The 26381-nt window shown below is 73.7% G+C and carries 24 protein-coding genes; 12 read left to right on the top strand and 12 right to left on the bottom strand.

Features of this window, described 5'->3' with window-relative positions:
* Positions 1-132 precede the first annotated feature (132 nt).
* Positions 133-2544, bottom strand: coding sequence for a serine/threonine-protein kinase (locus SCK26_RS21185; RefSeq protein ID WP_318202879.1), 2412 nt, complete (start codon positions 2542-2544; stop codon positions 133-135).
* 179 nt (positions 2545-2723) lie between these two features.
* Complete coding sequence (locus SCK26_RS21180) at positions 2724-3458, bottom strand: VOC family protein (RefSeq protein WP_318202878.1); 735 nt, start codon at positions 3456-3458, stop codon at positions 2724-2726.
* 134 nt (positions 3459-3592) lie between these two features.
* Here SCK26_RS21180 and SCK26_RS21175 point away from each other — a divergent pair, with 134 nt between their 5' ends.
* Complete coding sequence (locus SCK26_RS21175; protein ID WP_318206062.1) at positions 3593-4228, top strand: TetR family transcriptional regulator; 636 nt, start codon at positions 3593-3595, stop codon at positions 4226-4228.
* 75 nt (positions 4229-4303) lie between these two features.
* Here SCK26_RS21175 and SCK26_RS21170 read toward each other — a convergent pair whose 3' ends face one another.
* Positions 4304-4756, bottom strand: a complete 453-nt coding sequence (locus SCK26_RS21170) for an Lrp/AsnC family transcriptional regulator (protein WP_318202877.1) — start codon at positions 4754-4756, stop codon at positions 4304-4306.
* Positions 4757-4838: 82 nt separating this feature from the next.
* Between SCK26_RS21170 and SCK26_RS21165 the strand changes: the two genes are divergently transcribed.
* From SCK26_RS21165 to SCK26_RS21150, 4 genes are all read left to right on the top strand, one after another.
* Complete coding sequence (locus tag SCK26_RS21165; RefSeq protein WP_318202876.1) at positions 4839-5477, top strand: LysE family translocator; 639 nt, start codon at positions 4839-4841, stop codon at positions 5475-5477.
* A gap of 121 nt (positions 5478-5598) precedes the next feature.
* Positions 5599-6267, top strand: a complete 669-nt coding sequence (locus SCK26_RS21160; RefSeq protein WP_318202875.1) for a pyridoxal 5'-phosphate synthase — start codon at positions 5599-5601, stop codon at positions 6265-6267.
* Positions 6268-6352: 85 nt separating this feature from the next.
* On the top strand, positions 6353-6859 hold the full coding sequence (locus tag SCK26_RS21155) for a carboxymuconolactone decarboxylase family protein (protein WP_318202874.1): 507 nt from the start codon (positions 6353-6355) through the stop codon (positions 6857-6859).
* A gap of 160 nt (positions 6860-7019) precedes the next feature.
* The gene (locus tag SCK26_RS21150) at positions 7020-8216 is read left to right on the top strand and encodes an NAD(P)/FAD-dependent oxidoreductase (RefSeq protein WP_318202873.1); all 1197 of its coding nucleotides are present in this window, start codon (positions 7020-7022) and stop codon (positions 8214-8216) included.
* A 59-nt stretch (positions 8217-8275) separates the two neighbouring features.
* Here SCK26_RS21150 and SCK26_RS21145 read toward each other — a convergent pair whose 3' ends face one another.
* Positions 8276-9568, bottom strand: coding sequence for an MFS transporter (locus tag SCK26_RS21145; RefSeq protein WP_318202872.1), 1293 nt, complete (start codon positions 9566-9568; stop codon positions 8276-8278).
* A gap of 71 nt (positions 9569-9639) precedes the next feature.
* On the opposite strand from SCK26_RS21145, the gene SCK26_RS21140 reads away from it, so the two are divergent.
* Positions 9640-10668: a GlxA family transcriptional regulator gene (locus SCK26_RS21140; protein ID WP_318202871.1), complete on the top strand. Its 1029-nt coding sequence runs from the start codon at positions 9640-9642 to the stop codon at positions 10666-10668.
* A gap of 280 nt (positions 10669-10948) precedes the next feature.
* On the opposite strand, the gene SCK26_RS21135 is transcribed toward SCK26_RS21140, so the two are convergent.
* On the bottom strand, positions 10949-11422 hold the full coding sequence (locus SCK26_RS21135) for an ATP-binding protein (protein ID WP_318206061.1): 474 nt from the start codon (positions 11420-11422) through the stop codon (positions 10949-10951).
* Positions 11423-12193: 771 nt separating this feature from the next.
* On the opposite strand from SCK26_RS21135, the gene SCK26_RS21130 reads away from it, so the two are divergent.
* Complete coding sequence (locus SCK26_RS21130; protein WP_318202870.1) at positions 12194-13777, top strand: alpha/beta hydrolase; 1584 nt, start codon at positions 12194-12196, stop codon at positions 13775-13777.
* Positions 13778-13801: 24 nt separating this feature from the next.
* On the opposite strand, the gene SCK26_RS21125 is transcribed toward SCK26_RS21130, so the two are convergent.
* Together SCK26_RS21125 and SCK26_RS21120 are read right to left on the bottom strand one after the other, a co-directional pair.
* Positions 13802-15214, bottom strand: coding sequence for a zf-HC2 domain-containing protein (locus SCK26_RS21125; RefSeq protein ID WP_412080768.1), 1413 nt, complete (start codon positions 15212-15214; stop codon positions 13802-13804).
* On the bottom strand, positions 15211-15729 hold the full coding sequence (locus SCK26_RS21120) for a sigma-70 family RNA polymerase sigma factor (protein WP_397951260.1): 519 nt from the start codon (positions 15727-15729) through the stop codon (positions 15211-15213). The genes SCK26_RS21125 and SCK26_RS21120 overlap by 4 nt, the downstream gene beginning before the upstream one ends.
* 379 nt (positions 15730-16108) lie before the next feature.
* Between SCK26_RS21120 and SCK26_RS21115 the strand changes: the two genes are divergently transcribed.
* Entirely contained in the window at positions 16109-16483 is a 375-nt protein-coding gene (locus tag SCK26_RS21115) for an STAS domain-containing protein (protein WP_318202867.1), read from the top strand.
* A 197-nt stretch (positions 16484-16680) separates the two neighbouring features.
* On the top strand, positions 16681-17199 hold the full coding sequence (locus tag SCK26_RS21110; RefSeq protein WP_318202866.1) for an EF-hand domain-containing protein: 519 nt from the start codon (positions 16681-16683) through the stop codon (positions 17197-17199).
* A 21-nt stretch (positions 17200-17220) separates the two neighbouring features.
* Here the strand turns inward: SCK26_RS21110 and purU are convergent, their stop codons facing one another.
* Positions 17221-18102, bottom strand: coding sequence for a formyltetrahydrofolate deformylase (gene purU, locus SCK26_RS21105; RefSeq protein ID WP_318202865.1), 882 nt, complete (start codon positions 18100-18102; stop codon positions 17221-17223).
* Between the two features lie 46 nt (positions 18103-18148).
* A complete protein-coding gene (locus SCK26_RS21100) occupies positions 18149-18649 on the bottom strand; it encodes an SCO4402 family protein (protein WP_318202864.1) in 501 nt (166 codons plus the stop codon).
* A gap of 117 nt (positions 18650-18766) precedes the next feature.
* Here SCK26_RS21100 and SCK26_RS21095 point away from each other — a divergent pair, with 117 nt between their 5' ends.
* Positions 18767-20098, top strand: a complete 1332-nt coding sequence (locus SCK26_RS21095) for an ABC transporter substrate-binding protein (protein WP_318202863.1) — start codon at positions 18767-18769, stop codon at positions 20096-20098.
* A 31-nt stretch (positions 20099-20129) separates the two neighbouring features.
* On the opposite strand, the gene SCK26_RS21090 is transcribed toward SCK26_RS21095, so the two are convergent.
* Together SCK26_RS21090 and SCK26_RS21085 are read right to left on the bottom strand one after the other, a co-directional pair.
* Positions 20130-21845, bottom strand: coding sequence for a hypothetical protein (locus SCK26_RS21090; RefSeq protein ID WP_318202862.1), 1716 nt, complete (start codon positions 21843-21845; stop codon positions 20130-20132).
* Between the two features lie 153 nt (positions 21846-21998).
* Positions 21999-23384, bottom strand: a complete 1386-nt coding sequence (locus SCK26_RS21085; protein WP_318202861.1) for a transcriptional regulator — start codon at positions 23382-23384, stop codon at positions 21999-22001.
* A gap of 305 nt (positions 23385-23689) precedes the next feature.
* On the opposite strand from SCK26_RS21085, the gene SCK26_RS21080 reads away from it, so the two are divergent.
* Entirely contained in the window at positions 23690-24355 is a 666-nt protein-coding gene (locus SCK26_RS21080) for a bifunctional DNA primase/polymerase (protein ID WP_318202860.1), read from the top strand.
* A 252-nt stretch (positions 24356-24607) separates the two neighbouring features.
* Here the strand turns inward: SCK26_RS21080 and SCK26_RS21075 are convergent, their stop codons facing one another.
* Positions 24608-25300 (bottom strand): metal-dependent transcriptional regulator, encoded by a 693-nt coding sequence (locus SCK26_RS21075; protein WP_318202859.1) that lies wholly within the window; start codon positions 25298-25300, stop codon positions 24608-24610.
* Between the two features lie 313 nt (positions 25301-25613).
* Between SCK26_RS21075 and SCK26_RS21070 the strand changes: the two genes are divergently transcribed.
* The gene (locus tag SCK26_RS21070) at positions 25614-26369 is read left to right on the top strand and encodes an SIS domain-containing protein (protein ID WP_318202858.1); all 756 of its coding nucleotides are present in this window, start codon (positions 25614-25616) and stop codon (positions 26367-26369) included.
* The last annotated feature ends 12 nt before the right edge of the window (positions 26370-26381 follow it).

Below are 26381 nucleotides of genomic sequence, written 5' to 3'. Positions count from 1 at the left end.
GCCGCGCGGATGATGCTCATGGGCCCGCCGAGCGAATCTCCGCCCGGCGGGCCCATGAGATCGGCTCTGTCTGCGATGTGACCGGCGCGGCCGGCGGCGGGAGTTCCCTGTGTGCCGGCCGGCGTCCGCGTGTCACGTGGTCCGCGCCGTGCCCGTGCCCTTCTCCGCGTCCAGCGCGTACACGCACCGGTCCTTGCTGCACGCGTACACCACACCGTCCCTGACCACCGGCGAGCCGGTGATCTCGCCGCCGGTCGCGAGCTTCCAGCGCAGCCGGCCGTCGTCGGCCTTCAGGGTGTACAGGAGGTGGTCGGTGGAGCCGAAGTGGATGCGGCCCTCGGCCACGGCGGGCGCGCCCACGACATCGCCGCCCGCCTGGAAGCGCCACTTCGGGGTGCCGGTGACCGCGTCCAGGGTGTACAGGCCCTTGCCGCTGCCGACGTGCACATGCCCGGCGGCGACCAGCACCGGTTCGACGGAGGAGCGGGCCTCGGTGGCGATGCGCCAGCGGTCGCGGCCGTCGGCGGCGTCGAGGGCGTAGACCGTGCCGAGGTAGTCGGCGAGGTAGACCCCGCCGCCGGTGACGGCCGGGCCGGGGGCGAAGGCCGGCGGGCACAGGAAGACCGCCGGGGCCTCGAAGTGCCAGCGGACCCGGCCGCTCACCGCCTCGACGGCGAGGACGCGGGTGCCGGCCGAGATGTAGACGTACCCGTCGGGCGCCGGGGTCAGGCGCACCGGGACCCCGCCGCAGGAGGCCGCGTCGCCGATGGGATACGACCAGCGTTCCTCGCCGGTACGGGCGTGCAGCGCGCGCAGCCGTGCGTCCTGCCAGACGTAGACGGTGCCCTCGTGCACGACGGGGCCCGCCTCCGGGGACTCGAAGTCGGTCTGGCAGCCGGTGATCTCCCACAGCTTCTGCCCGCTCGACGCCTCCCACGCCTGGACGCCGCCGCCGCGGGTGCCGGTGACGACCGTGCCCCGGTCGGCCTTGAGGGAGTAGACCCAGGCGTCCGTGGACAGCCGCCACAGATCGGTTCCCTCGCGGGCGTCCAGGGCGTACAGGGTGGGGCCGTCGGAGGCGTGGATGCGGCCGTCCGCCACCGCCATGGACCAGGCGACGTCCCGGGTCTTGAAGCGGCGCCGGCCGGTGGCCACGTCCAGGGCGTGCACCTCGAAGGAGGTGACGTAGACCAGGTCGCCGGCCACGGCCGGAGTGCCCCACACGTCGTTCGACATGCGGAACCGCCAGGGCCGCCAGCCGCTCGCCGGCTCCGGGGGCACCGGCGGGACGGGCGGTACGGCGGGGTCGGCGACGGCCACACCGGGGCGGGGCCGGGACCAGGCGGCCACCAGGCCGGCCTCGGGCGGCGGCGCCTTGACGGCGGCGGCGCGGGCGTCGGCGACCCGGGGGCCGGGGCCGATGGGCACCGGGGCGCCGGCCAGCCGGACCGGACCGGTGTCCGGGGCGCCGACCGGCACGGGCACGGGAACCGAGGGCGCCGCCGGCAGCGGTACGGGGCCCGGCATGGACACGGGCGCCGAGGGCGGGACGGGGACCGGCGGGTCGTACGGCGGGGGCGGGGGCACGGTCTGCCGGACGGCGCCGCGCGAGCCGCCGGCCGGGGCCGGGGCGGGCTGGGTGGCGAGGCGCCCGCCGCGGCGGGTCTCGATCAGGGCGACGGCCTTCTCCGGCAGCCACGCGGAGGCGGTGCCGCTGTCGTCGGAACCGGAGCCGAACAGGTGCGGGGCGAGCTGGGCCTGGAGGTCGGCCGGGGTGGGCCGGGCGGTGGCCTCCATCTGCATGCACGCCTCGATGAGCGGGCGCAGTTCGTCCGGCAGACCGGTGAGGTCCGGGCCCTCGCGCAGCAGCATGAAGACGGTCTCGACCGGGTTGGCGCCGTGGAAGGGCGGATGGCCGGTGGCCGCGAAGACGAGGGTGGAGCCGAGGGAGAAGACATCGCTGGCGCCGGTGACGCTGCGGGAGTCCTTGGCCTGCTCCGGGGACATGTAGGCGGGGGTGCCGACGGCGACGTTCGTCATGGTCAGCCGGGTGTTGGAGACCCCGGAGGCGATACCGAAGTCGATCACCCGGGGGCCGTCCTCGACCACGAGCACATTGGAGGGCTTCAGGTCGCGGTGGACCAGCCCGGCGCCGTGGATGGACTGGAGGGCCTCGGCCACGCCCGCCGCGAGCCAGCGCACGGCCTGTGCCGGCAGCGGCCCGCACTCGTTCACTATCTCTTCCAGCGAGGGCGCGGGGACATAGGCGGTGGCCAGCCAGGGCACGGCGGCGCGCGGGTCGGCGTCGACCACGGCCGCGGTGTAGAAACCGGAGACCGCGCGGGCCGCCTCCACCTCACGGGTGAAGCGGACCCGGAAGAGCTGGTCCTCGGCCAGTTCGGTGCGCACCGTCTTGATCGCCACGCGCCGGCCGGACGCCGAGCGCGCGAGATAGACCAGCCCCATGCCGCCGGCCCCCAGCCGGCCCAGCACCTCGAACGGCCCGATCCGCCGCGGATCGTGCTGCGTCAGCTGATCCACCACTTGCCTGCCACCTCCCCGTACGAGCCGCGCCACCCACATATGTACGCGACCGAAGTGCAGCGTCTCACCACCGCACCGCCATGGCGGCACGCACCCCGATTCTTCCTGGCCGGGCGGCCGGTTGCGAACCCGGTGACAGTCGGGGTGTCTCACATTAATTCATCCCAAAAGCGGATGGATCATCGCTGGAGCAGCGCGAAGGACGCTCCCTGATTGTCGGTGACGACGGCCACCCGGCCGTACGACGTCTCGAAGGGCGGCGCCTGCACCCGGCCGCCGAGCCGCCGGACCGTGCCGAGGGCGTCGTCCAGGACGGTGACCCGGAAGTGGGCGACGAAGTGCGGTGGCATCTCGGCCGGGAACACCTCGGTCACCTCCGCGCGGCCGAAGTCGGGCGCGGCGCCGGGGCCGAACAGGGCGTCGTGGAAGAGGTCGCCGTAGAAGGTGTTGGCGGAGGCGGTGTCCCGGGTGTACAGCTCGGCCCAGACGAAGGTGCCCGGCGCGCGCCGCCGCCCGAAGCCGCGGTGGCCGCCGGGCTGCCAGAGGCCGAACACCGCGCCCTCGGGATCGGCGGCCAGGGCGGCGGTGCCGAGGCCGCCGGCCGGGTACGGGTCGGTGATCATCCGCCCGCCGGCCGCCGTGATCCGCCGGGCGAGGGCCGCGGCGTCCGGGGTGGCGAAGGAGACCGTCCAGACGGTGGGCATGCGGCCGTCCGTCTTGGGGGCCAACGCCGCGACCCGGTCCTCGCCCAGCAGGGCCCACACCGAGGAGCCGTACGCCTCCTGGAAGGTCCATCCGAAAAGCTCACCGTAGAACCGCTTGCCCGCCTCGACGTCGGGCAGCTGGGCGTCGACCCAGCAGGGGACGCCCTCCCCGTATGTCTCTTCGTTCGCGGATGCCCTGTTTTCGGCCATGCCGCAAAAGTAACCGGGCGACGCGCACCGCGCAGACCAGGCACACCATCGCCGATCCCCCCTCGCACCCCATTTGCAGTCGGCCGAATCGCGCTCCCATCACCCCTCGGTAAGCTGACGACATGACAGGACAAGTGCGTACCGTCGACGGCCGCGTGGCCGGCCGGCGTGGGCAGGCGACCCGGCAGAAGCTGCTCGACTGCCTCAGCGAGATGCTCAGCTCCTCCCCCTACCGGGACGTCAAGGTCATCGATGTCGCGCGGAAGGCGGGAACGTCGCCCGCGACCTTCTACCAGTACTTCCCCGACGTCGAAGGCGCCGTCCTGGAGATCGCCGAGCGGATGGCCGCCGAGGGCGCGGGACTGACCGAGCTGGTCGAAGGGCGCACCTGGACCGGCAAGTCGGGCTGGCAGACCGCACAGGAACTCGTGGACGGATTCCTGGACTTCTGGCGCCGCAACGACGCGATCCTGCGGGTGGTGGACCTCGGTGCGGCCGAGGGGGACAAACGGTTCTACAAGATCCGCATGAAGATCCTGAACTCGGTCAACAACTCCCTCGCGGACTCCATCGCGGAGCTTCAGGCCAAGGGCCGGGTGGACAAGGACGTGAACCCGGCGGCGGTGGCCGGTGCGCTGGTCGCGATGCTCGCGGCGGTGGCGGCCCACCAGAAGGGCTTCACCTCCTGGGGTGTGAAGCAGGCCGAACTGAAGCCGAACCTGGCGCTGTTGATGCACCTGGGAGTGACCGGCAAGAAGCCGTCCAGGTAGGCGGCCGCACTTTTGCGTAGACCCAAGTCCTGTCACGCGGGCGGTGGTTCGGTTACCGGGCCACCGCCCGCCGGTCTACGCGGGCAGCGGCCGGTCCCGCACCACGTGCTTCATCACCAGCGTCGAGGTGAGCCGCTGCACGCCCGGCAGGGTCGCCAGCCGCTCGTCGTACAGCCGCTGGAAGGCGGCCAGGTCGGCGGTGGCCACCCGGAGCAGATAGTCCGGCTCGCCGAACAGCCGCTGGGCGTCCAGCACATGCTCCAGTTCACCGACCGCCCGCTCGAACTCGGCGACCGTGTCCCGGTCCTCCTGGCGCATGGAGACGAAGACCAGCGCCTCGAAGTTCAGTCCGAGCGAGCCCGGGTCCACCACCGCGCGGTAGCCCCGGATGGCGCCGGACCGCTCCAGCTCGCGCAGCCGCCGGTGGCACGGCGAGACGCTGAGCCGCACCCGGGCGGCCAGCTCGGTCACGGTCAGCCGCCCGTCCTGCTGAAGCTCGGCAAGGATTTTCCGGTCCACGTCGTCCATGAAGAAGATATTTGCGCAGAAGTCGCGATCATGAGCAAACTTCGGGAACACTTTCGGGTAATTCGCGCCTAATGTGCCCTGCATGGACTCGGGACTGCTCTTCTCCTTCCTCGCCGTGGACCTGCTGCTGGTGTGCGTACCGGGCGCCGACTGGGCGTACGTCATCACGACCGCCCTGCGCGGCGGCCGGACACCGCGCGCGGTGGCGGGCCTGGTCTGCGGCTACGCCCTGCACACCGCCCTGGCGACGGCGGGCCTGGCGGTCCTCGTGGCAGGCTCCCCGGGCCTGCTGACGGCCGTGACGGTGGCGGGCGCGGGATACCTGCTGTGGCTGGGCTGGGGGGTGCTGCGCCGGCCGGCGGTGCCGGGCGCGACGGGTCCGGCTTCCTCGGGGACGGATGCCGCGGCGGCCGGCGGCCGGCCCTTCCTGCGCGGTGCGACGATCAGCGGCCTGAACCCCAAGGGCCTGCTCCTCTACCTCTCCGTGCTCCCCCAGTTCCTCACCCTGCGCGGCGCGCACCTGCCCGTCCCCGCGCAGACGGCGGTCCTCGGCCTGCTCCACATGGCGTGCTGCGCGGCCGTCTACCTCACCGTCGGCACCCTCGCCCGCGTCCTGCTCGCGGCCCGCCCGGCGGCGGCCCGCGCGGTGACCCGGACCTCGGGCGCGGCGATGCTCGGCATCGGAGCGTTCCTCCTGGTGGAACGCCTGGCCACGCTCTAGGGTTCCCGCGCTCCGGCGGCCGCGTCCGGCGGGGGCACGGGCGCGGCCGGCACGGCGGTGTCCGGACGGGCCGCCGGGTCGCGGCGGGAGTGAGTGCGGCCTCAGCGGTGATACTCGCCCCATGGCACAGGACGATCTTCACGAACTGCTTCGCTCGCTGCGGGTCTGGGACCCCGAGGTCACCCGGCTGCCGCCCTTCGACCCGGACACCGCCCCGCCCACCCCGCTCGCCCTGTTCACGAGCTGGTTCGCCGAGGCGGTGGCGGCGGGACAGCCGGAGCCGCACACCATGTCGCTGGCGACCGCCGACGAGGAGGGCCTGCCGGACGTGCGGATCGTGATGCTGCACGGCGCCGACGCGGACGGCTGGTCCTTCGCCACGCACGCCACGAGCGCGAAGGGCCGCGCGCTGGCCGCCCGGCCGGAGGCGGCCCTCGCCTTCTACTGGCCGGTGCTCGGCCGCCAGGTGCGGCTGCGCGGGCCGGTCGTCCCCGCGCCGGCCGAGGAGAGCCAGGCCGACCTGCACGCGCGGTCCACCGGTGCGCTGGCCGCCGCACTGACCGGCCGGCAGAGCGAGGAGCTGGACTCCCTGGCGGAGCTGCGGCGGGCCTCGGAGGCGGCCTGGGAGCGGGCCCGGGAGAACCCGGCGGAGCCGTCGCCGACCTGGACGCTGTACCGGCTGCGCCCGCGGACGGTGGAGTTCTTCCAGGGCGACCCGGAGCGGCGGCACGTGCGCCTGGAGTACCGCAGCACCGGATTCGGCTGGAGCAAGGCGCTGCTGTGGCCGTGAGAAGTCTTCGTCCGCCGGCCGTCACACTCGGGTCCCGCCGTCCGTCGGTGCAGTGAAAGTGACGGAACAACCCGAGGAGACGGCGATGGAGAAGCGTTCGATCACGGCCGAGGTCCCGATGGTGCCGCGCATGACCGAGGACCCCGCGCGGCTCGTGCCCGAACTGGCGGACGTGTCGGCGGCGTTGTGGCGGGTGACCGGCAACGGTTCGGTGCCGCGCGCCACCATCGGCCTGGTCCAGCTGCGGGCCGGCCAGATCGTCGGCAGCACCTATCTGACCGTGCTGCACAGCGGTTTCCTGCGCACGGCCGGGGAGTCGGAGGAGCGGATCGCGTCGGTGGCGTCCTGGTGGGACTCTCCGTACTTCTCCGCCGCCGAGCGGGCCGCGCTGGCCCTGGTGGAGGCGGTGCTCCGGCCGGCCGCGTCCGGTGAGCGGGTCTGCGACGAGCTGTACGCGCGGGTGGCCGAGCACTATGAGGGCAAGGCCCTGGCCACGCTGATGTTCGTGATCGGCCAGGTCAATTTCTTCATCCCGGTCGCGCTCGTCGCCAAGCCGGTGCCCGGGCGGTCGTTCACGGACCCGTGGGACTGAGCCGCTCCGCGGCGAGGCGCGGGGTGCGGCCGGTGAACGGCGCCGGCGGGCAGGTCCGTTCACCGCTCCCGCACCCTTCCCGTACACCCGTGATCAATCCGCAACCAATTCCGGTCTTGACCGAGACCCATCAAGCGGGTGGGTGATTACGCTCCCGCTCATGGCCGCCTCCCGCCCCGCCGATGTCCGCCGCCCGCCGGCCCCCGCCGACCCTCCGGTCTATGTGATCGGCGCCGGACCGGGCGGCCTGGCCGTCGCCCACGCGCTGCGGGAGCGGGGCGTGCGGGCGGTGGTCCTGGAGAAGGCCGACGGGGTCGGCGCCTCCTGGCGCGGCTACTACGACCGGCTGCGGCTGCACACCACCCGGCGGCTGTCCGCGCTGCCCGGCCTGCCCATGCCCCGCAGGTTCGGGCGCTGGGTGTCGCGGGACAACGTGGTGCGGTACCTGGAGAAGTACGCCGAGCACCACGACCTGGAGATCGTCACCGGGGTGGAGGTGCACCGCGTCGAACCGGCCGCGGACGGCACCGGGTGGCTGCTGCGCGCCTCCGGGGGCCGGGAGCTGACCGGCAGCGCGGTGGTCGTCGCCACCGGCTACAACCACACCCCGCGGCTGCCCGACTGGCCGGGCCGGCAGGAGTACGGCGGCGAGCTGCTGCACGCCTGCGGCTACCGCGACGCCGGGCCGTACCGGGGCCGGGACGTGCTCGTCGTCGGCGTCGGCAACACGGGCGCGGAGATCGCCGTGGACCTGGTGGAGGGCGGGGCCGCGCGGGTGCGCCTCGCGGTGCGCACGCCGCCGCACATCCTGCGCCGCTCCACCCTCGGCTGGCCCGCGCAGTACACCGGCGTCCTCGTCCGGCGGCTGCCGGTGTGGCTGGTGGACCGGCTCGCGGGGCCGGTGGGCCGGCTGAGCACTCCCGACCTGTCCGCGCACGGGCTGCCGCGCCCGGACACCGGCCTGTACAGCAGAGTGCGGCAGGGCGCGATCCCGGTGCAGGACGTCGGCCTGGTCGACGCCGTCCGCCGGGGCCGGGTGGAGGTCGTGGCCGCCGTGGAGGCGTTCGAGGACGGCAAGGTGGTCCTCGCCGACGGCGGCCGGATCGCGCCGAACGCGGTGATCGCGGCCACCGGGTACGTCCGCGCGCTGGAGGGTCTGGTCGGGCATCTGGGAGTGCTGGACGGGCGCGGCCGGCCGGTGGTGCACGGCGGCCGCACCTCCTCCCGCGCGCCCGGCCTGTACTTCATCGGGTTCACCAATCCGATCAGCGGAATGCTGCGGGAGCTGGCGATCGACGCGGGACGGATCGCGAAGGCGGTCGCGAAACGGACGGAACGGCCGGCCCCGCGACTTTGACCCGCCGGGCCACTCCTTGGGCCCTGGCGGGCCCGCGTGCACCTCCCGCCGGGCCCGGGTCATCGCCTGGCCGGGGCGGTGCGGCGGATGACCAGGGACATCAGGGCCGCCGCCGCGCACAGCGTGCCGGAGGCGTACCAGAGCAGGTCGTAGGAGCCGAAGACGTCCCGGGCGACGCCGCCGAGGTAGGCGACGACGGCCGCGCCGATCTGGTGGGCGGCGAGCACCCAGCCGAAGACGATGGCGCTGTCCTCGCCGAACCGCTCGCGGCACAGGGCGAGGGTGGGCGGGACGGTGGCCACCCAGTCCAGTCCGTAGAAGACGATGAAGAAGATCATCGAGGGCTTCACGGCGGGGCCGAGCAGCATCGGCAGGAAGAGCAGGGACAGCCCGCGCAGGGCGTAGTAGACGGCGAGCAGGCGGCGCGGCTCGAACCGGTCGGTGAACCAGCCGGAGGCGATCGTGCCCGCGACGTCGAACACGCCGATGACCGCGAGCAGCGAGGCCGCCGTCGTCACGGGCATGCCGTGATCGTGCTCGGCGGGCACGAAGTGGGTCTGCACCAGGCCGTTGGTGGAGGCGCCGCATATCGCGAAGGTGCCGGCGAGCAGCCAGAAGGTGCCGGTGCGCGCGGAGCCGGACAGCACGGCGAGCGTGCGGCGCGCGGCACCGGTGACCGGCGGCGGCTTGGGCACGAACTCCGCGGCGCCGTACGGCTTGTCGCCCACGTCGGCCGGGTGGTCGCGCAGCAGCAGCCAGACCAGCGGGACCACGGCGAGCGCGGTCAGCGTCACCGTGACCGCGGCGGGCCGCCAGCCGTGGTCCTCCACCATCCAGGACAGCAGCGGCAGGAAGACCAGCTGGCCGGAGGCGGAGGCCGCGGTGAGGATGCCGCTGACCAGTCCGCGCCGCGCGGCGAACCAGCGGTTGGTGACCGTCGCGGCGAACGCCAGCGCCATGGAGCCGGTGCCCAGCCCGACCAGCAGGCCCCAGCACAGCAGCAGTTGCCAAGGTGCCGTCATCCACACGGTCAGGCCCGAGCCGAGCGCGATCACGGTGAGCGCGGCGGCGACCACCCGCCGGATGCCGAAGCGGTCCATGAGAGCGGCGGCGAAGGGCGCGGTCAGCCCGTACAGGGCCAGGTTGACGGAGACGGCCGCGCCGATCGTGCCGCGCGACCAGCCGAACTCCTGGTGGAGCGGGTCGATGAGCAGGCCGGGCAGCGAACGGAAGGCCGCCGCGCCGGTGATGGTGACGAACGTGACGGCGGCGACGAACCAGGCGCGGTGCACACGGCGGCGCCGGACGGGCGGGGCCTGGACGGGGGCGGCGGCTTGGGTTGTCTGAGTCACGTCACGAGCCTCCGATTTTCACACCCGCCCCATCGAGTGGCCCGAAGGACAGCATTCGCTAGGATCGGGCCATGCCGTACGAAGGGGAGTTCCGGCCGCACCGGGTCGCCGTTCTCGCCATGGACGGTCTGCTGCCCTTCGAACTGGGCATTCCGCACCGGATCTTCGGCCGGCCCCGGGACGCGCACGGCCGGTCCCTGTACGAGGTCGCGACCTGCTCCGTCCGTCCGCCCGGCCCGGTCCGGACGGACGCCGACTTCTCCGTCCACGTCCCGCACGGCCCGCAGGCACTGGCCACCGCCGACACGGTGATCATCCCGGCCTCGTACGAACTGGGCCCGGTCTACGAGGAGGGCCGGCTCACCGACGAACTCGCCGCCGCTCTCTCCCATGTACGCCCCGGCACCCGGCTCGCCTCCATCTGCACCGGTGCCTACGTCCTCGCCGCCGCCGGCCGCCTGGACGGCCGCCGGGCCACCACGCACTGGGCCGACGCCGAGCGGTTCCAGCGGATGTTCCCCGAGGTCGAGGTGGACGCCAACGTGCTGTTCATCGACGACGGCGACGTGCTGACCTCGGCCGGAGTGGCCGCCGGGATCGACCTGTGCCTGCACCTGGTCCGCCGCGACTTCGGCACGGCGGTCGCCAACGAGGTCGCCCGGATCACGGTCGTACCGCCCCACCGGGACGGCGGCCAGGCCCAGTACGTCCAGCGCCCGGTGCCCGATCCCCAGCTCGCGACGACGGCGACCGCCCGCGCCTGGGCGCTCGGCCGGCTGCACGAGCCGATCCAGCTGCGGGACATGGCCGCGCGGGAGGCGATGTCGGTGCGCACCTTCACCCGCCGCTTCCGCGAGGAGGCCGGCCTCAGCCCCGGGCAGTGGCTCACCCGGCAGCGCGTGGAGCGGGCCCGTCAACTGCTGGAATCCACCGAGCTGTCGATGGACCAGGTGGCCCGGGAGTCCGGCTTCGGCACGGCCCAGTCGATGCGCCAGCACCTGCAGGCCGCGCTGGGCGTCACCCCCACCGCCTACCGGCGCACCTTCCGCACCGGCGGCGCCGAGCCGCACGGCGGCACCGGCATCGGCGCCTCTGGCTGATCGGAGGATCCGGCGGCCGACGGGCACGGGTACGGCTGTCCGTCGCCGGGACCGCCGGTGTACGCCCTGCGTCCGGTGGAGAGGGCATGCCGCGGGTCCGGGACCGGAATCCCGGAAAGTTGTCCACAGCCTGTGGAGAGAGCGGCGGGTGCGCGTTCCGGCTGTCGGCGGGGCCCGAGCCGCTCGCCGGTGCGGCGGGCACGCCGGTGGCACCGGTGGCGGTCCTGTGACCGGCGGCACCGGTGCGCGCGGAACGGTCGCGGGAACGGCGGCCGGGCGGCTACACCGCTTCGAAGGCGCGCCCCTCGTACGCGGGCAGTCCGCCGCCGTACGCCAGCGCCGCGCCCTGGCGCGGCGGTGAACACCGGTCCAGCTCGCACCAGATGCTCTTGCCGGCGCCCTCGGGGCTCCAGCCCCAGCGGTCGGCGAGACACTCCACGAGGGCCAGGCCCCGCCCGCCGGTGGCGTCGTCGTCGGCGCACCGGGGCTGGGGCGCCCGGTTGCTGGAGTCGGCGACCTCCACCCGCACCGGGTCCGCCGCGCCGCCCCCGGCCGCCGCGCACGGCAGGCAGAGCCGCAGCACGGCCGGCCGGCCCGTGTGCACCACGGCGTTGGTCACCAGTTCGGAGACGAGCAGGATCAGCGTCTCGGCCAGCGGCTCCTCGGCCGTTATCCCCGACCCGGCGAGCCGCGAGCGGGCCCACCGCCTGGCCCGCCCCACCTCCGCGGGGTCGGGCCGGATCTCCAGCTGCACTCGAAGCACCTGCACCGCTCACACCATCCGAACCGGCGGACACATGACCCCACGCCGTCCACGCGCCACGGCGTCCGCCACGGCGGCGATCACGACGAGGGCCACGATCGTAGCCATTTTCTGCATGGCCAGGACAACGACCAGAGCCGGGAGTCACGGACTGTGACTCCCTTACCGCACAGCATGGTTGACTGACAGTCACGCCAACAAGCGCTTCGGGCATATTCCCGCGTGAAGGAGTACGTGTGAGGGATACTGTGCGACGCTCTTGACTCCGAGTCGAACAAACCCTGAGCGCAATCCCCAACCACCGTGCGAGCAGCGGCTGACGCGGCGCGGCCCGGTGCGCCTGCGGGGCCGCGCCGGTCCGGCCCGTGCGCGCGGTCCCGTACCGTCCCGCCTACGGTACCCGAGCGGCCAAGTGACCGCGGGCCGTGACGGGTCCGGGCGGCGGCACACTCGGTTGCCGACACTCCGTAACCAGAGACCGCCACGATCCGTAACATCATGGGCCAAGGCTTCGCCGGTGACGGTGCCGCCGCGCGACGCCACTCCGCGCGAGGTGCCGAAGTACCGGCCGCGGGAACGTTTTCCACCCTTCCGAGCAAGACGGCGGCAAGCGGGTCGCGGTTGTCCTACTCCGGGACCATTCGCCGGTCCTTGTTATCCGACCGAGGCGTCAGAAACCCCGCCGCCAGGGAGGATTCGTCCGGCTCGCGCGCGCGAAAAGGTGACTGGGTCCCTTGTCCACCGACCCAAGGACCTCCACCCGTGCGAAGCAGTAGAACCGCCTCCCTGCTGGCGGCCGGTGCCGCCGCCGTCATGGTTCCCGTGCTCCTCCCGGCCACGGCCTCCGCCACGACCGCCGCCACGACCGACCCGCTCGGCCGCTACCTCACGCAGAAGCCGGCGTGGCATCGCTGCGCCCCGGACACGCCCGCCGCCTTCCGGTGCGCCACGGTCAAGGTGCCGCTCGACTACAGCCGCCCGGGCGGCAAGAAGCTCGACCTCGCGATATCCAGGTGGCGGACGAGCACCGCGAAGGACCACCGGGGCGTGCTGCTGCTCAACCCCGGCGGCCCGGGCGGCAGCGGCCTCGACATGCCCCTGTTCCTGGGCGGCGAGCTGCCCAAGTCCGTGAAGAACGCCTACGACCTCGTCGGCTTCGACCCGCGGGGCGTCGGCGCCAGCTCGCCCGTCGGCTGCGGCCTGACCGACAAGGAACAGAACTGGCAACGCCCCTACAAGGCGGCGACGTTCGCCAAGGACGTGGCGTGGGCCCGGACCGTCGCCGAGAAGTGCCAGGCCCGGCAGGGCGGCAAGCTCCGGCACATCTCCACCCGCAACACCGCCCGGGACATGGACGTGATCCGCGCCGTGCTCGGCGAGAAGAAGATCTCCTACCTCGGGTACTCGTACGGCACCTACCTCGGCGCCGTCTACACGCAGATGTTCCCCGGGCGCACCGACCGGTTCGTGCTGGACAGCGCCGTCGACCCGGCCCGCGTCTGGCGCGGCATGATCCAGGTCTGGGCGGAGGGCGCCGAGCCGGCCTTCACCCGCTGGACCGAGTGGACCGCCCGCCACCACTCCGCCTACCGGCTGGGCGCGACGCCCGAGGCGGTCCGCAAGGCCTTCTACGACCTGGTCGCCCAGGCCGACCGCAAGCCCATCGACCTCGACGGCACGCGGATGACCGGGGACGACATCCGCGCCTTCAGCCGCGCCACGTTCTTCAGCGTGCGGGACGGCGCCGAGTGGATCGTCTCGCTGAAGAAGGCCGCCGCGGGCAGGCCGGCCGGCCCGGGGCTCAGGACGCCCGCGCCCGTCCCGCCGTCGTTCGCCCGCGCCACGCCCGAGGACAACGGCGACGCCGCCTTCTGGTCCGTCCTGTGCGCCGACCAGCGCGACTGGCCGCGCGACCCGGAGCAGTACCGCGCCGACGCGATCCGGGACAAGAGGAAGTACCCGCTGTACGGCGACTTCGGCTCCTCCATCAAGCCGTGCGCCTTCTGGAAGACCGCCGGCGAGCGCACCACCAAGGTGGACAACACCGTCCGCGCGCTGATCCTGCAGAACGAGTGGGACCCGCAGACGCCGCTGACCAGCGGCCAGGGTCTGCGCCGCGCCATGAAGGGCGCGAAGATGGTCACGGTCACCGGCGGTGTCGGGCACGGCGTGTACGGCACCAAGTCGTGCGCCGACAAGACGGCCACGGCGTATCTGACCACCGGCAAGCTGCCGTCGAAGGACATCACCTGCAAGGCCGCGCCGGAAGCGGCCGGGCGCGGCAGCCTGCTCCCGCTGCCCCTGCCGGGGTCCGGGGGCCTGCCGGGCCCCGGCAGCCGTTTCTGAGTCCGGTCGCCTCGGCCGGACGGTTCACATCCGGCTGAGGCTCGCCGCCGCGTAGAGCACGTCGCGGATGGCGCGGCGGTCGCCGTCCTGGCCCGCCGCGGCCTCCTCCGGTGACACATGGCCGGCGGCGAGCTGGCAGAACTCGACGCCGTCGAGCACCACGTGGGCCACCTCCAGTTCCGCGGAGCCCCGGGCCGCCGGCGAGTCCAGCGGGATCAGCCACTCGCCTCCGGCGTCGCCCTCGATCTCCAGCCGCAGGCTGCGGCCGGGCGCGCCGGCCGGCACCAGGTGCGGGGTGCTGCGGCCCGGCTCGGACAGGCCCGCGCGGCGGCGCTCGGCGAGCACCGTCGGCAGCACGCGGGCCGCGAGGTCGATCATCCGGTGCAGATGCCGGGGCACCGGCACCGGGTACGGATAGTGCACCGCCTTGGCGATGTCCTCGGCGTGCACCCAGCACTCGAAGGCGCGGTCCAGCATCGCGTCGTGCAGCGGCAGCGTGAAGTCGCCGTAGGAAACCGGGAGTTTGCCGGTGTGGCTGCCGGTGAAGGACACCGTGCGCACCAGGGCGTGGCTCTGCTCCCGCCAGGGCCCGCGCACCGAGCGCGTGGCCGCCGGGTGCGCGGTCCGCCAGTACGCCTCCGTGCGGCCGGCCGGTCCCGCAGCGCCCCGGTCCGCCGTGCCGCGGAGCCCGGCCAGCGGGTCCGCGAGCCCGAGCGCGGCGGCGATCAGCCCGTCCACCGCGAGCAGGTGCGCCAGCACTCCGGCGACGGTCGTACGACGGCTCGTCGCGGTGTCGTTCTCGAACCAGCGCAGTTCCACCCGTGCTTCCCACTCCGCCTTCCCGAAGTCCTGGAGCAGCGCGTCCAGCCGGGCGGTCTCGGCGTCGTACGGCGCGGCCCAGTCGGGCACCGGGATGCGCGGCGGCCGGCGCCGCAGACAGCTCTCCAGGACGCGGGTGCGCAGGCCGGGGTCCAGGTCCAGGCTCTCCGGCTGGTGCAGCAGGCCGACCGCCTCGCTCAGCCGGCGGGCCTCGTCGGCGCAGGAGCCGCAGCCGCCCAGGTGGTCCTCCACGGCCGCCGCCTCCGCCGCCGAGCAGGCGGCCAGCGCCCAGGCGCCGAGCAGTGACCTCAGGACGTCGTGCGACAGGTCGGGCGGCGGCACGGGTGCGAGGTCTCCCAGGTCGGCGAGGCCGGGCAGGGCAAGGCCGCTGTCCTCCAGGGAGGTCCGGGGCGTGGGTATCCGCGGACCGGGCACGGCCCCGGAGTGTCCGGCGCTCCGGGCGGTCCCGTCCGGCGGCCCGAAACGACCACCGGAGCCGTCCGGTCCGCGGTGACCTCCGGTGCCGCCGTCCCCGTGCTCCCCGGGCTCTGAGCCGTCCCGGCGGCCGCCGGCGGCGCCGTGTCCGTGCGGCCCCTCGGAGCGTTCCGGGCCGTTCACACCGCGCCCCGGTATCCCGGCGGGGTGGCGGCGTCGTGGGCGCTGGCCAGGAGCTGGAGGCCGAGGCGGAGCCGGCGGCGGGCCTCGTCCTCGGTGACCCCGAGTTCGGTCGCGGTCTGGCGGTAGTCGCGGCGCTGGTTGTAGGCGAGGTCCAGGGCGGCGCGCAGCGGGGCGGGCATGGAGTGGACGATGTAGTCGGCGCGGGCGGCGACCGAGGCGCGGCGGACCGTGCTCTCCAGTTCCTCACGCCGCGGCCGCTCCCGTTCCGCACGGTCCCGCAGCCGTTGCACCGCGACCCGCTGGGTGACCTCGGCGAGCCAGGAGCGCAGCGGGCCCTGCCGGGGGTCGTAACTCTCGGGGTGCTCCCAGACGCGGGCGAAGACCTCGCGGGTCACGGCGTCGGCGGACCGCTCGTCGTCCAGGACGCGGTGGGCAAGGTGGTGCACGAGGGAGGCGAACCGGTCGTACATCTCGCCGAGGGCCGCCGCCTCGCCGCGGGCGAGCCGCTGCTGCATCTTGCGGTCCCACCGGGGCGACAGGTCGTTCCTGCCCACGCGGTCCCCTCCCCTCACCGTGTCCGGCCACCGGGCCGGGCGGCCCTGCCCCCTCGAATGTAGTCGGGCCCTCTGACAGCGCACGCTTCTTTGTGCCAATGTGCGCCCTTGAAGCCCCTTCTCGTGATAGTGCCCCCTTCACACAACCTTCACGCAGGGCTCGCACCCCCTTGATCGAATGCGATCGTTGATGACCGAAACAAGCCCCTCAGCGATCATCTGCCGTTTGCGGCCTCACGTTTCAGGGAACGGCCGCTGGGCAGCCGCGCGACAGGAAACGTAGGAACTGCTTCCGTTTCCGGGCGGTTCCGGGACATCCGGCGAGCGGAGGAGCAGGGCCGTGGCATTCAAGGTGACCGGCGTCGAACAGGGCCAGTGGGCCGTGCTCCGGGTGTCCGGGGAACTGGACCTGATGACCTCGCCGGTGCTGCGCCAGCACGTGCACGACGCCGTCGCCGAGGGCCACCACAGCCTCGTCGTGGACCTCTCCGACGTCTTCTTCTGCGACTCCAGCGGGGTCGGTGTCCTCATCGCCGCCCGCCGGCTGATCCGCTCCTGCCAGGGCCGGCTGCGGCTGATCCTGCCGGACCGGGGCGCCGTCGACGGCTCACACGTCAACCGGGTGCTCGGCGCGCTCGGCGTCCGCCGGCTCTTCGACGTCCACCCCGACCTCGACTCCGCGACCACCGACGAGGCGGGACCGCTCTCCGCCTGAACGCCCGCCGGACGCGGCAACGTCCCGGCGGCGCCACGGCGTTGCCGCGCAATTCCCCCGGTCTTGGCACAGTCGTCGGTTTTCCGCCATCCGACGGCCACCCGCGCCGTACGCTGCCAGCCAGGCCCCCGGACCCGCACGGTCCCGCGGACCCCCCATGCACGGCATGCACGACACGACGTAAGGCGGCCCCCCACATGGTCAGCACCGAGTACGAACGCCGGATCGCCGCCCGGTTCGCCGGCTTCGACCAGGACGGCAACGGCTACATCGACCGCGAGGACTTCAACGCGGCGGCCAAGGCACTGCTCGCCGAGTTCGCCGTGCCCGCCCGCTCCGCCGCGGGCCAGGCGCTGTACGCCGGCGCGGAGGCGTTCTGGCAGGGCATGGCCGGCATCGCCGACCGGGACGGCGACCAGCGCATCACGCGCCAGGAGTTCGTCACCGGCGCGGTCAAGCGGCTGCGCGACACCCCCGACCGCTTCGCCGAGATCGCCCGGCCCTTCCTGCACGCGGCCCTGGCGGTGGCCGACACGGACGCCGACGGCCTGATCACCGTCCCCGACGCCGCCCGCGTCCTGCGCGCCCTGCGCGTGCCGGCCGGGCCCGCCGAGACGGCAGCCGCCGCGCTCGACACCGACGGCGACGGAAGGATCGACGAGCGGGACGTCGTGCCCGCCTTCGCCCGCTACTTCACCGTGCCCGAGCAGCCGTGAGGGCCGCCCGGGACGCCCGGGTCAGCCGAACACCACGGTCCGGCGGCCGTTGAGCAGGATGCGCCGCTCGGCGTGCCACTTGACGGCCCGTGCCAGCGCCTGGCACTCCACGTCGCGGCCGATGGCCACCAGCTGGTCCGGCGTCACACCGTGCCCGACCCGCTCGACCTCCTGCTCGATGATCGGCCCCTCGTCCAGGTCCGCGGTGACGTAGTGCGCCGTCGCGCCGATCAGCTTCACGCCCCGCGCGTGCGCCTGGTGGTACGGCTTCGCGCCCTTGAAGCTCGGCAGGAACGAGTGGTGGATGTTGATGATCCGGCCGCTGAGCTGCTTGCACAGGTCGTCCGAGAGGACCTGCATGTAGCGGGCCAGCACGACCAGTTCGACCCCCTCCTCGCGCACCAGCTCCAGCAGCTTCGCCTCGGCCTCGGACTTGGTGTCCTTGGTGACCGGGATGTGGTGGAAGGGAATGTTGTACGAACCCACCAGCTCTTCGAAATCGGTGTGATTCGACACCACGCCGACGATCTCCACCGGGAGCGCGCCGGTCCGCGCCCGGAACAGCAGGTCGTTCAGGCAGTGCCCGAACTTGCTGACCATGAGCAGGATGCGCATCTTCTGGTCGGCCCGGTGGATCTGCCAGTCCATGTGGAAGGAGTCGCCGACCGCGGCGAAGCTCGCCCGCAGCTTCTCCACCGTCACCGGCGCCTCGGCCGAGAAGTGGACGCGCATGAAGAACAGTCCCGTGTCGCGGTCGCCGAACTGCTGACTGTCCTCGATGTTGCAGCCGGTCATGAACAGATAACTGGACACGGCGTGCACGATGCCCTGCTTGTCCGGGCAGGAAAGCGTCAGGACGTACTGGTCGGCCGGGGCGGCGGCGGAAGCGGACTGATCGGTCATGCCCTACAGGGTCCCACACCGGCCGCTCCGCGCGGGCCGCCGTCCGCTAAGCGGAACGCGTCAGGATGCGCAGGACCTCCAGGCTCTTCGGCGCCGTGTCCGGGTCCTCGCCGTCGCTCACCGACATCCGCACGTGCGCGTCCCGCGCCGCCCGCACCGCGTCCGGCCAGGAGGCGTGGTCCAGATACGCGGCGACCGGCGCGTCCGGGCCGACCTCGTGCATGATCCGCAGCACCCGCAGCACGGCGGTGTCGACGAGCGCCGCCTCCTGCGAGTCCCGGAATATGGTGCCGACGTACTTCTCCGCCGACCAGTTGTCCAGCCAGGTGTCCTCCACCAGCCGGTACACGGCGTCCGTGACGTCGCCGTAGCCGTCGGTGCCGGCCAGCCAGACCTCGCGCTGGAACACCGGGTCGGAGAGCATGTGCAGCGCCGAGCGCACATTGCTGCGCCACCGCCACCACGGCATGTCGTTCAAGGGCATGCCGCCCATGGTGGAGGAGCGGCGGCCACGACGGGAAGAGTTCTCCGAACCTTGCACGGTCACCGATCGTACGTTCCGCGCCGCCCCCGGCCCAGCGGCCCCCGTAATTCACCTCGGTGTCACCTTCCGTCGACCGTGGGTCACTCACGGGTTAGCGGTGTGAGGGAATCGTGCGGGTGCATGACCGGCAGGCGACGCACTCGCACCACCCTTTCCGCCTCTTCCCGCCTCTCCCGCCCCGTCCGGGCCACCGCCCTCGCCACGGGCGCCGTTGCCCTCTGCGCGTCGTTCACCGCCGCATGCGGGCTCGTCCCCGGTGCCACGGGGGGCTCCGGGGACGAGCCCGTCACGGTGATGACCTGGGCCCCGCAGGACACCGACGCGACCAACAAGCCCGGCATGCCCGCGATGGCCCTCGCCTACGCGAAATGGGTCAACTCGCACGGCGGCATCGACGGCCGCGAGCTGAAGGTGCTGACCTGCAACGACCACAACGACAGCGTGGGCGCGGCGCGGTGCGCGAAACGGGCCGCGGCCGAGAACGCGGTCGCGGTGGTCGGCTCCTACAGCCAGTTCGGCGACTCCTACCTCGCTCCGCTGGAGGGCGCCGGCATCCCTTACATCGGCGGCTACGGCGTCACCAACGACGAGTTCACCGGCTCCATGTCCTACCCGGTCAACGGCGGCCAGCCCGCCCTGCTGGCCGGTCTCGGCCGGGCCCTCGCGGCGGGCTGCGGCAACGTCGCCCTGGTCCGCCCCGACAGCATCGCCGGCGACCAGCTGCCCGTCCTGCTGGACGCGGGCCTGAAGGCCGGCGGGCACGCGGACGCCGGTGACCAGCTCGCCGCCGAGGACGCCACCGAGTACGGCGACCAGGCCGAGCGTGCGCTGCGCCACGCGACCGGGGATCCGGCCCGCGAGGGCTGTGTGGTGCCCGCGCTCGGCGACCGCACGGACACCTTCATGGACTCCTTCCGGCGGGCCCGCGCGAGCCACCCGGACGTGCGCACGGCGACCGTGCTCGGCAGCGTCGACCAGAGGGTGATCAACGCCACGGGCGGGGCGTCGGGGCCGTACGAGGGGGCGTACATCACCGGCTGGTACCCGGCCGTCTCCGATCGGCGCTGGGGCCCGATGAAGAAGGTGATCAGCGAGGCCGCCTTCGACGACGACCGCATCGACCCCGCCGACGCCGGGGTGCAGACCACGTGGATCGCCTACACCGTGCTCCGGGCCGTCCTGGAGAAGATCGGCGACGGCGAGGTGAGCGCCGACACCGTGCGGCGCACCCTCAACGACGGTCTGCGCGTCTCCACCGGCGGCCTGACCCCGACCCTGAGCTGGCCCTACGCGGGCAGGCTGGCCGCGGTCGGCTTCCCGCGGCTGGTCAACGCCGACGTCACCCTCCAGGTGGTCCGCAACGGCCGGCTGGTCGCGGCCGGGCAGCGCATCGGCGACAGGAACGGGGTCGCCGACATGACCTCGGTGCTGGAGCGGGCCGACGTGGCGTGACGGGCCCCGGCACCGGGGCCCGTCACGGGGCTCACAGCTGGGTGGGCTGGCGCTGGGTCAGGCCGTACTGCCGGGCGATCGCGTTCCACAGCGGCGCGGCCTTGCCCTTCTGCTCGGTCGCGGTCTTGCTCTCCCGGTTGCCCGCCAGGGTCTCGCCGGTGGAGCGGGCCTGTCCCTTGTGGCAGCCCTTGCGCCCCTTGGCCTGGTCGGCCCAGGCCGCGTAGTGGTTGTCGGCCGCGGCGGACGCCTGCCAGGCCCGCGTCAGCGCGTCCCTGAGCTGGCCCTGGGCGTGCAGTTTGTCCGTGGGCAGCTTGTTCAGCCGGGTCACCAGCTCACCACGCTGCCGGGCCGCGTCGCGCAGATCGGCCGCGGCCTGGCCGAGGTTGTCGCACTTACGGACGTCGGCGACCGCCTGGATCACCGCCGCCCGGCTGCTGCCGCTGTCCGCGAGCAGCTTGTCCAGCTCGACCGCCTGCTGCCGGGCGGGGTCGACGGTGGGCGAGGCGGATGGCGAGGTGGTCGCGGACGCGGCCGCGGCCGGCTTGTCGTCCCCGCCCGTGTCCCCGTCCGTGCCTCCGCCACCGGCGCTGAGCAGCGCGCCGGCGCCCACGCCCACCACGATCAGGCCCACGGCGGCCGCGGCGATCAGCGGCACCCGCGACCGGCCGCCGCGCCGCCCGCCGCCCTCGTCCGCACCGTCGTCGTACGACGGCCGCGCCGGGCGGTACGGCGCGGGCTCGTGCGCGGGGTAGGCGTCCGGCTGGTCGACGCGCGGGAGCTGCTGGGTGGAGCCGGCCGGGCCGTCGCCGCCCGCGGGACCGCCGCGGAAGAGGTTGTCGAACTCGGCGGGCGGCTGCCGGTCCGCGCCCGGCACCTGCGCCTGGATCTGGGTCTCGGCGGCGTAGGGCGGGATGTACTGCGTGGCCTCCGCGTCGGAGGGCGCGGGCCCCGGCTGCCGGGGCGTCCGGCCGAGGTAGCGGGTCTCCTCGGCGCCCGACTCCGGCGGCAGCGCGCTCGCGGCCACCGGCGGGATGTACTGGGTGGCCGCGCCGGGGCCGGCGGGCCCGGCGGCGACCGGCGGGATGTACTGCGTGGCGCCGTCGGCCGGCGCGGCCTGCACGGGCGGGATGTACTGCGTGGCGCCCTCGTCGCCACCCTGGGCGGGAACCGGCGGGAGGTACTGCGTCGCGGCGTCGGCCGGCGGCGGCAGCGGGGCGCCCGCGGCGGGCGGCAGCGGCGCGGCGGGCGCCGCCGGATACGGCTGCTGCCCTTGGTACTGCTGCTGCCCTTGGTACTGCTGCTGTCCCTGGTACGCCTGCTGACTCTGCTGACCCTGGTACGCCTGCGGGTCCTGCTGTCCCTGGTACGGCTGCTGGGGCTGCTGGTACGGGCCGGGCGCGCCGTAGGCGGGCTGCTGGGGCGTGCCGTGGGCATCGGGGCCGGGCCGGCCGGCGTAGGAGTCGCCGTATCCGGGTGCCCGGCCGCCGTACGACGGGGCCGGCGCGCCCTCCGGCGGCAGCGGGCCGGGGCCCGCGGACGGGGACTGCCCGGAGCCGGTCCACTGCGGTGCCGCCGCCGGAGGCCAGCCCTGGTCCTGCCCCCGGGAGCCGTCCCAGGCCTGGCCGCCGGCCGGCTCGGGCGGCGCGGTCGTGCCCGGCAGCAGGGGCTCGCCTCCGTCGGAGGGCAGCACGATGCCTTCGCGCGCGGGCCGCGCCGACGGCTCCTCGCCCTGTCCACTCTGCGTCACCGGGACTCCTACTAATGGGGGACCTTGTGAATCGTCGGCACACGCTACCGGGTCCCCCGAGGCAGGTGCCACGCAGCTCAGGGCGTGATCTTCCTTGCTGTGACGGCGACGACGACACCGCCCCGCGACGCGGTGGACGCGCGGGGCCGGTGTTCAGGCGGCCTGCTGGAGTTCGAGGCGCGCCCCGAACTCCCGTACCACCGCCTCCTCCCGGAACGGCTCCAGGCGCTGCTGGAGGTCGTCCAGATACTCGGCGCCCCGGTTGGAGCGCAGCGTCTCCAGCAACTCCACCGCTTTCAGGCCGGTGTTGCAGGCCTGTTCGACCTCGCGCTGCTGCACCTGGGCCGTGGCGAGCAGCACGTAGCCGATGGCGCGGCGGCGGGCCCGGGAGTCCGGATGGCCGGAAAGCGCCTGCTCGGCGTAGTGTGCCGCCTGCTCGGGCTGCCCGAGGTCGCGGTGGCAGTGCGCCAACTCGTCGGCCAGATAGGCCTGGTCGAAGTGCGCGATCCACACCGGGTCGTCGCCGTCGGCGTCGTCCGCGCGGTCCAGCGCCGCCACCGCCCGCCCGCCGGCCGCCTGTGCCGCGCGCACGTCGCCGAGCAGGGCGTGCCCGCGCGCCTCGGCGGCGTGGAACATCGCCTCCGCGCGCGGGGTGACGTGCCCGCGCGCGCCTTCCTGCGCCGCCCGCGCCAACTGGGCGATCTCGCGCGGGTTTCCGAGCTGCGCGGCGAGGTGGCTCATGGAGGCGGCCAGGACGTACCCGCCGTATCCGCGGTCACCGGCGGCCTGGGCGAGGCGCAGCGACTGGATGTAGTACCGCTGGGCCAGGCCCGGCTGGCCGGTGTCGACGGCCATGTACCCGGCCAGTTCGGTCAGCCGGGCGACGGCGGCGAAGAGATCGCGGCCGACCGCCTCCCGGTAGGAGCCCGCGAGCAGCCCGGACACCACGCTGTTGAGGTAGTGCACGACGACCGGGCGGACGTGCCCGCTGCCGTACTGGTGGTCGAGGTCCACCAGCGCCTGGGTCATGGACCGTACGGCGGCCACGTCGGACTGGCCCACGCGCGGGCCGGCCTGCCGGGCCACCTGGGTGTCCGGCGCCGAGATCAGCCAGTCCCGGCTGGGCTCGACCAGCGCGGAGGCGGCGACGGAGGAGCCGGACAGGAAGTCCCGGCGCCCCACGTCGCTGCGCCACAGCTCGCAGACCTGCTCGATGGCTCCCAGTACCGTCGGCGAGAACTGGAGGCCGACCCCCGAGGCGAGGTTCTTGCCGTTGGCCATGCCGATCTCGTCGATCGTGACCGTACGGCCGAGCTTGCGCCCGAGCGCCTCGGCGATGATCGCCGGGGCCCGGCCCCGTGGCTGCTGGCCGCGCAGCCAGCGGGCCACGGACGTCTTGTCGTAGCGCAGGTCGAGGCCGTGCTCGGCACCGCACATGTTGACCCGCCGGGCCAGCCCGGCGTTCGAGCACCCCGCTTCCTGGATGAGTGCCTGCAGCCGTTCGTTCGGCTGCCTCGCCACGAGAGGCCTTGCGGCCATGTGCTTACCCCCTGCGTTGCGGTCTCCTGGACGGTGTGGTGCGACCCTGCGGAGCCCTGGGCTCCGTCCCGGTCGACCCGGACGGGACGATCACTGCCCAGTAGACATACCGTCAATGCGCGACATATGCGGTTTGCCGGAAGTGAGGGAGGACGTCGGCCCACTCCCTGGCTACCCCGCCCACGCCCCGCTTCCTCGCGCGCGCCCCCGACCGTGCCTCCATGCGCCCCGACCGCCGAAACGATGCTCCTCCCCGCGCGCGCCCGGAGCCGTAACTCCCGGTGGGTGCGGGAGTTGAGTGGGGCGTGGAAGAGACGATCGCGGGCGCCCAGGACACGCAGACGGCAGGCCGGATTCCGCAGCAGCGCGGGACATCGCTGCTGGAGACCGCCGTGCGCTACGCCGGGGAGCGGCACTGGGACGTGGTGCCGGGCACCTGGCTGGAAACCGCCGGCGGCACGCAGCGCTGCTCTTGTGGTGAAGCCGCCTGCCCTGCGCCGGGTGCGCACCCCGCGCGCCCCGACTGGGCGGCCCAGGCGACCGGCAGTGCGACCGTCGCGCGCCGGATGTGGCAGCGGCAGCCGACGGCGTCGATCCTGCTGCCGACGGGCCGGACGTTCGAGGCGCTGGCCGTACCGGAGAGCGCCGGGTTCCTCGCGCTCGCCCGGATGGAGCGGATGCGGCTGACGCTCGGGCCGGTCGCGCTGACCCCGGACCGGCGGATGCAGTTCTTCGTACTGCCCGGCGCGTCGGCGAAGGTGGCGCAGCTGGTGCGGAAGCTGGGCTGGTCGCTGCCGTCGCTGGACCTGGTGGCGCTCGGCGAGGGCGAATACGTGGCGGCGCCGCCCACCCGGTTCGGATCCCGGGGCGCCGTGCAGTGGGTCCGCCGGCCGACCCCGGCGAACCGCTGGCTGCCGGACGTGGAGGAGCTGATCCCGGCGCTGGCCTACGCGTGCGGACGGGATCGCTAGCCGGTCCGCCCTCTATTTGTCGAACAAACGGTCGAAAAATCCGTTTTCACGGACAACACCCCTCATTTGAGTGACATCGCGTGATGAATGATCGCCGGATGTGAGGGGATCTTTCTGTCAGGAGGCGGACCGCTCGGGGAAAAGCCGGTCCGAGGGGATGACCCTGAGAGCTCGGGGCTCCGGGTCAGCACAGGGGAGGACGAGGCCCCGGCGCCGTACGGCGCCGGGGCCCCTGCCCGTCTCGTCCCCGCCTCAGCGCTTGGCCACGAACACGTGGGAGGCGACGTCCGCTTCCAGCTCGGCCGCCTCGCCGCCGCTGCCCACCAGCACACCGCCGGGCGACTCCGTCACGCTCACCACCGAGCCGGGCTGCACGCCCGCCCGGCGCAGGGTGTACATCAGCTGCGCGTCCGTCTGGATCGGCTCACCGATCCGGCGGACGACGACCGTCTTGCCGTCCGTCCCGGCGTCCAGGTCGGCCAGCGAGACCATCCCCTCGTCCAGGAACGGGTCCGCGCCGTCCTTCTCCCCCAGCTCCTCCAGGCCCGGGATGGGGTTGCCGTACGGCGACTCGGTGGGGTGCCGCAGCAGCTCCAGCACCCGCCGCTCCACGGCCTCGCTCATCACGTGCTCCCAGCGGCACGCCTCCGCGTGCACCTGCTCCCACTCCAGCCCGATCACGTCGACGAGCAGGCACTCGGCCAGGCGGTGCTTGCGCATCACGCGCGTCGCCAGCCGGCGCCCCTCGTCCGTGAGCTCCAGGTGCCGGTCGCTGGCCACGGACACCAGACCGTCGCGCTCCATGCGCGCCACCGTCTGGCTCACCGTCGGCCCGCTCTGGTCCAGCCGCTCCGCGATGCGGGCGCGCATGGGGACGACGCCTTCCTCTTCGAGCTCGAGGATGGTGCGGAGATACATCTCCGTGGTGTCGATCAGTCCGGACATACGTGCCCCTCGATTACCTCTGCCGGCAGCCCGGCGCGTGCGCGGCCCCCCTGTACATCAATTCTGCCGGATGCCGCTGACAAGCGTGCGGCACCAGGGAAACAGGGGCGTCACGAAGAGGGTACGGACGGTTGCCGGGGCGAAGGCGCGGCTCGGCCGGGACGGGCGCCCGAGACGGACGCGGGAAGCCGGCCACGCGCGCGCCGGGCGGTACGGTCCCGGAGCCGGCCACAAGGTGCCCCGGCCGTATTGACACCGCGCTGGTCCAGACCGCACCGTGATCCGCGACACAGACGCTGCGAAGGGGCACCGCATGAGCGACGGCACGCCTGCCGACCTGTTCTTCGACGCCGCCATCGGCCTGCTCCAACGGGTCCGCGACGAGGAGACCGACACGATCACCGCGGCCGGCGCCCTGCTCGCCGACACCGTCGCGGCCGGCGGTCGCCTGTTCGCGTTCGGCGCCGGCCACTCCTCGCTGGCCGCCCAGGACGTCGTCTACCGCGCGGGCGGCCTGGCCCTGATGAACCTGCTCGCCGTCCCCGGCGTCGTAGGCGTCGACGTCACCCCGGCCACCCTCGGCTCCGCCCTCGAACGGGTCGACGGCCTGGCCGGTGCCGTCCTGGACACCTCTCCGCTCCGCGCCGGGGACGCCCTGGTGATCGTCTCCCTCTCCGGCCGCAACGCCCTGCCCGTGGAGATGGCCCTGGGCGCCCGGGCCCGCGGCCTGAAGGTCATCGGCGTGACCTCGGTGGCGTACGCGGCCGAGACCACGTCCCGGCACTCTTCCGGCACCTTCCTGAAGGACCACTGCGACATCGTCCTGGACTCCAAGATCGCCGTAGGGGACGCGGAACTCACCCTGGACACCATCCCGGCGCCCTTCGCCCCCGCCTCCACGGTCGTCACCACCGCCCTGCTCCAGGCCGTCATGGCGACCACCGCCGCCGCGCTCGCCGACCGCGGCATCGAACCGCCGCTGCTGCGCTCCGGCAACGTCGACGGCGGACACGAGTGGAACGGCCGGGTCATGACGCGGTACGGCGACCGGATCTTCTACCGCAACTGACCACGCCCCGCG

Origin of the sequence: Streptomyces sp. SCL15-4 (genome assembly GCF_033366695.1) — a bacterium.
GTDB lineage: Bacteria > Actinomycetota > Actinomycetes > Streptomycetales > Streptomycetaceae > Streptomyces.
The sequence above is the reverse complement of the archived record's forward strand: the minus strand, read 5'-3'. Positions and strand labels throughout refer to the sequence as shown.

Excerpts from the sequence above, each read along its gene's own strand:
- SCK26_RS21180 (WP_318202878.1), bottom strand. The coding sequence starts at position 3,458 with ATGGCCGAAAACAGGGCATCCGCGAACGAAGAGACATACGGGGAGGGC.
- SCK26_RS21170 (WP_318202877.1), bottom strand. The coding sequence starts at position 4,756 with ATGGACGACGTGGACCGGAAAATCCTTGCCGAGCTTCAGCAGGACGGG.
- SCK26_RS21165 (WP_318202876.1), top strand. The coding sequence starts at position 4,839 with ATGGACTCGGGACTGCTCTTCTCCTTCCTCGCCGTGGACCTGCTGCTG.
- SCK26_RS21160 (WP_318202875.1), top strand. The coding sequence starts at position 5,599 with ATGGCACAGGACGATCTTCACGAACTGCTTCGCTCGCTGCGGGTCTGG.
- SCK26_RS21155 (WP_318202874.1), top strand. The coding sequence starts at position 6,353 with ATGGAGAAGCGTTCGATCACGGCCGAGGTCCCGATGGTGCCGCGCATG.
- SCK26_RS21150 (WP_318202873.1), top strand. The coding sequence starts at position 7,020 with ATGGCCGCCTCCCGCCCCGCCGATGTCCGCCGCCCGCCGGCCCCCGCC.
- SCK26_RS21140 (WP_318202871.1), top strand. The coding sequence starts at position 9,640 with ATGCCGTACGAAGGGGAGTTCCGGCCGCACCGGGTCGCCGTTCTCGCC.
- SCK26_RS21120 (WP_397951260.1), bottom strand. The coding sequence starts at position 15,729 with ATGCAGCAGCGGCTCGCCCGCGGCGAGGCGGCGGCCCTCGGCGAGATG.
- SCK26_RS21110 (WP_318202866.1), top strand. The coding sequence starts at position 16,681 with ATGGTCAGCACCGAGTACGAACGCCGGATCGCCGCCCGGTTCGCCGGC.
- purU (WP_318202865.1), bottom strand. The coding sequence starts at position 18,102 with ATGACCGATCAGTCCGCTTCCGCCGCCGCCCCGGCCGACCAGTACGTC.
- SCK26_RS21095 (WP_318202863.1), top strand. The coding sequence starts at position 18,767 with ATGACCGGCAGGCGACGCACTCGCACCACCCTTTCCGCCTCTTCCCGC.
- SCK26_RS21085 (WP_318202861.1), bottom strand. The coding sequence starts at position 23,384 with ATGGCCGCAAGGCCTCTCGTGGCGAGGCAGCCGAACGAACGGCTGCAG.
- SCK26_RS21075 (WP_318202859.1), bottom strand. The coding sequence starts at position 25,300 with ATGTCCGGACTGATCGACACCACGGAGATGTATCTCCGCACCATCCTC.
- SCK26_RS21070 (WP_318202858.1), top strand. The coding sequence starts at position 25,614 with ATGAGCGACGGCACGCCTGCCGACCTGTTCTTCGACGCCGCCATCGGC.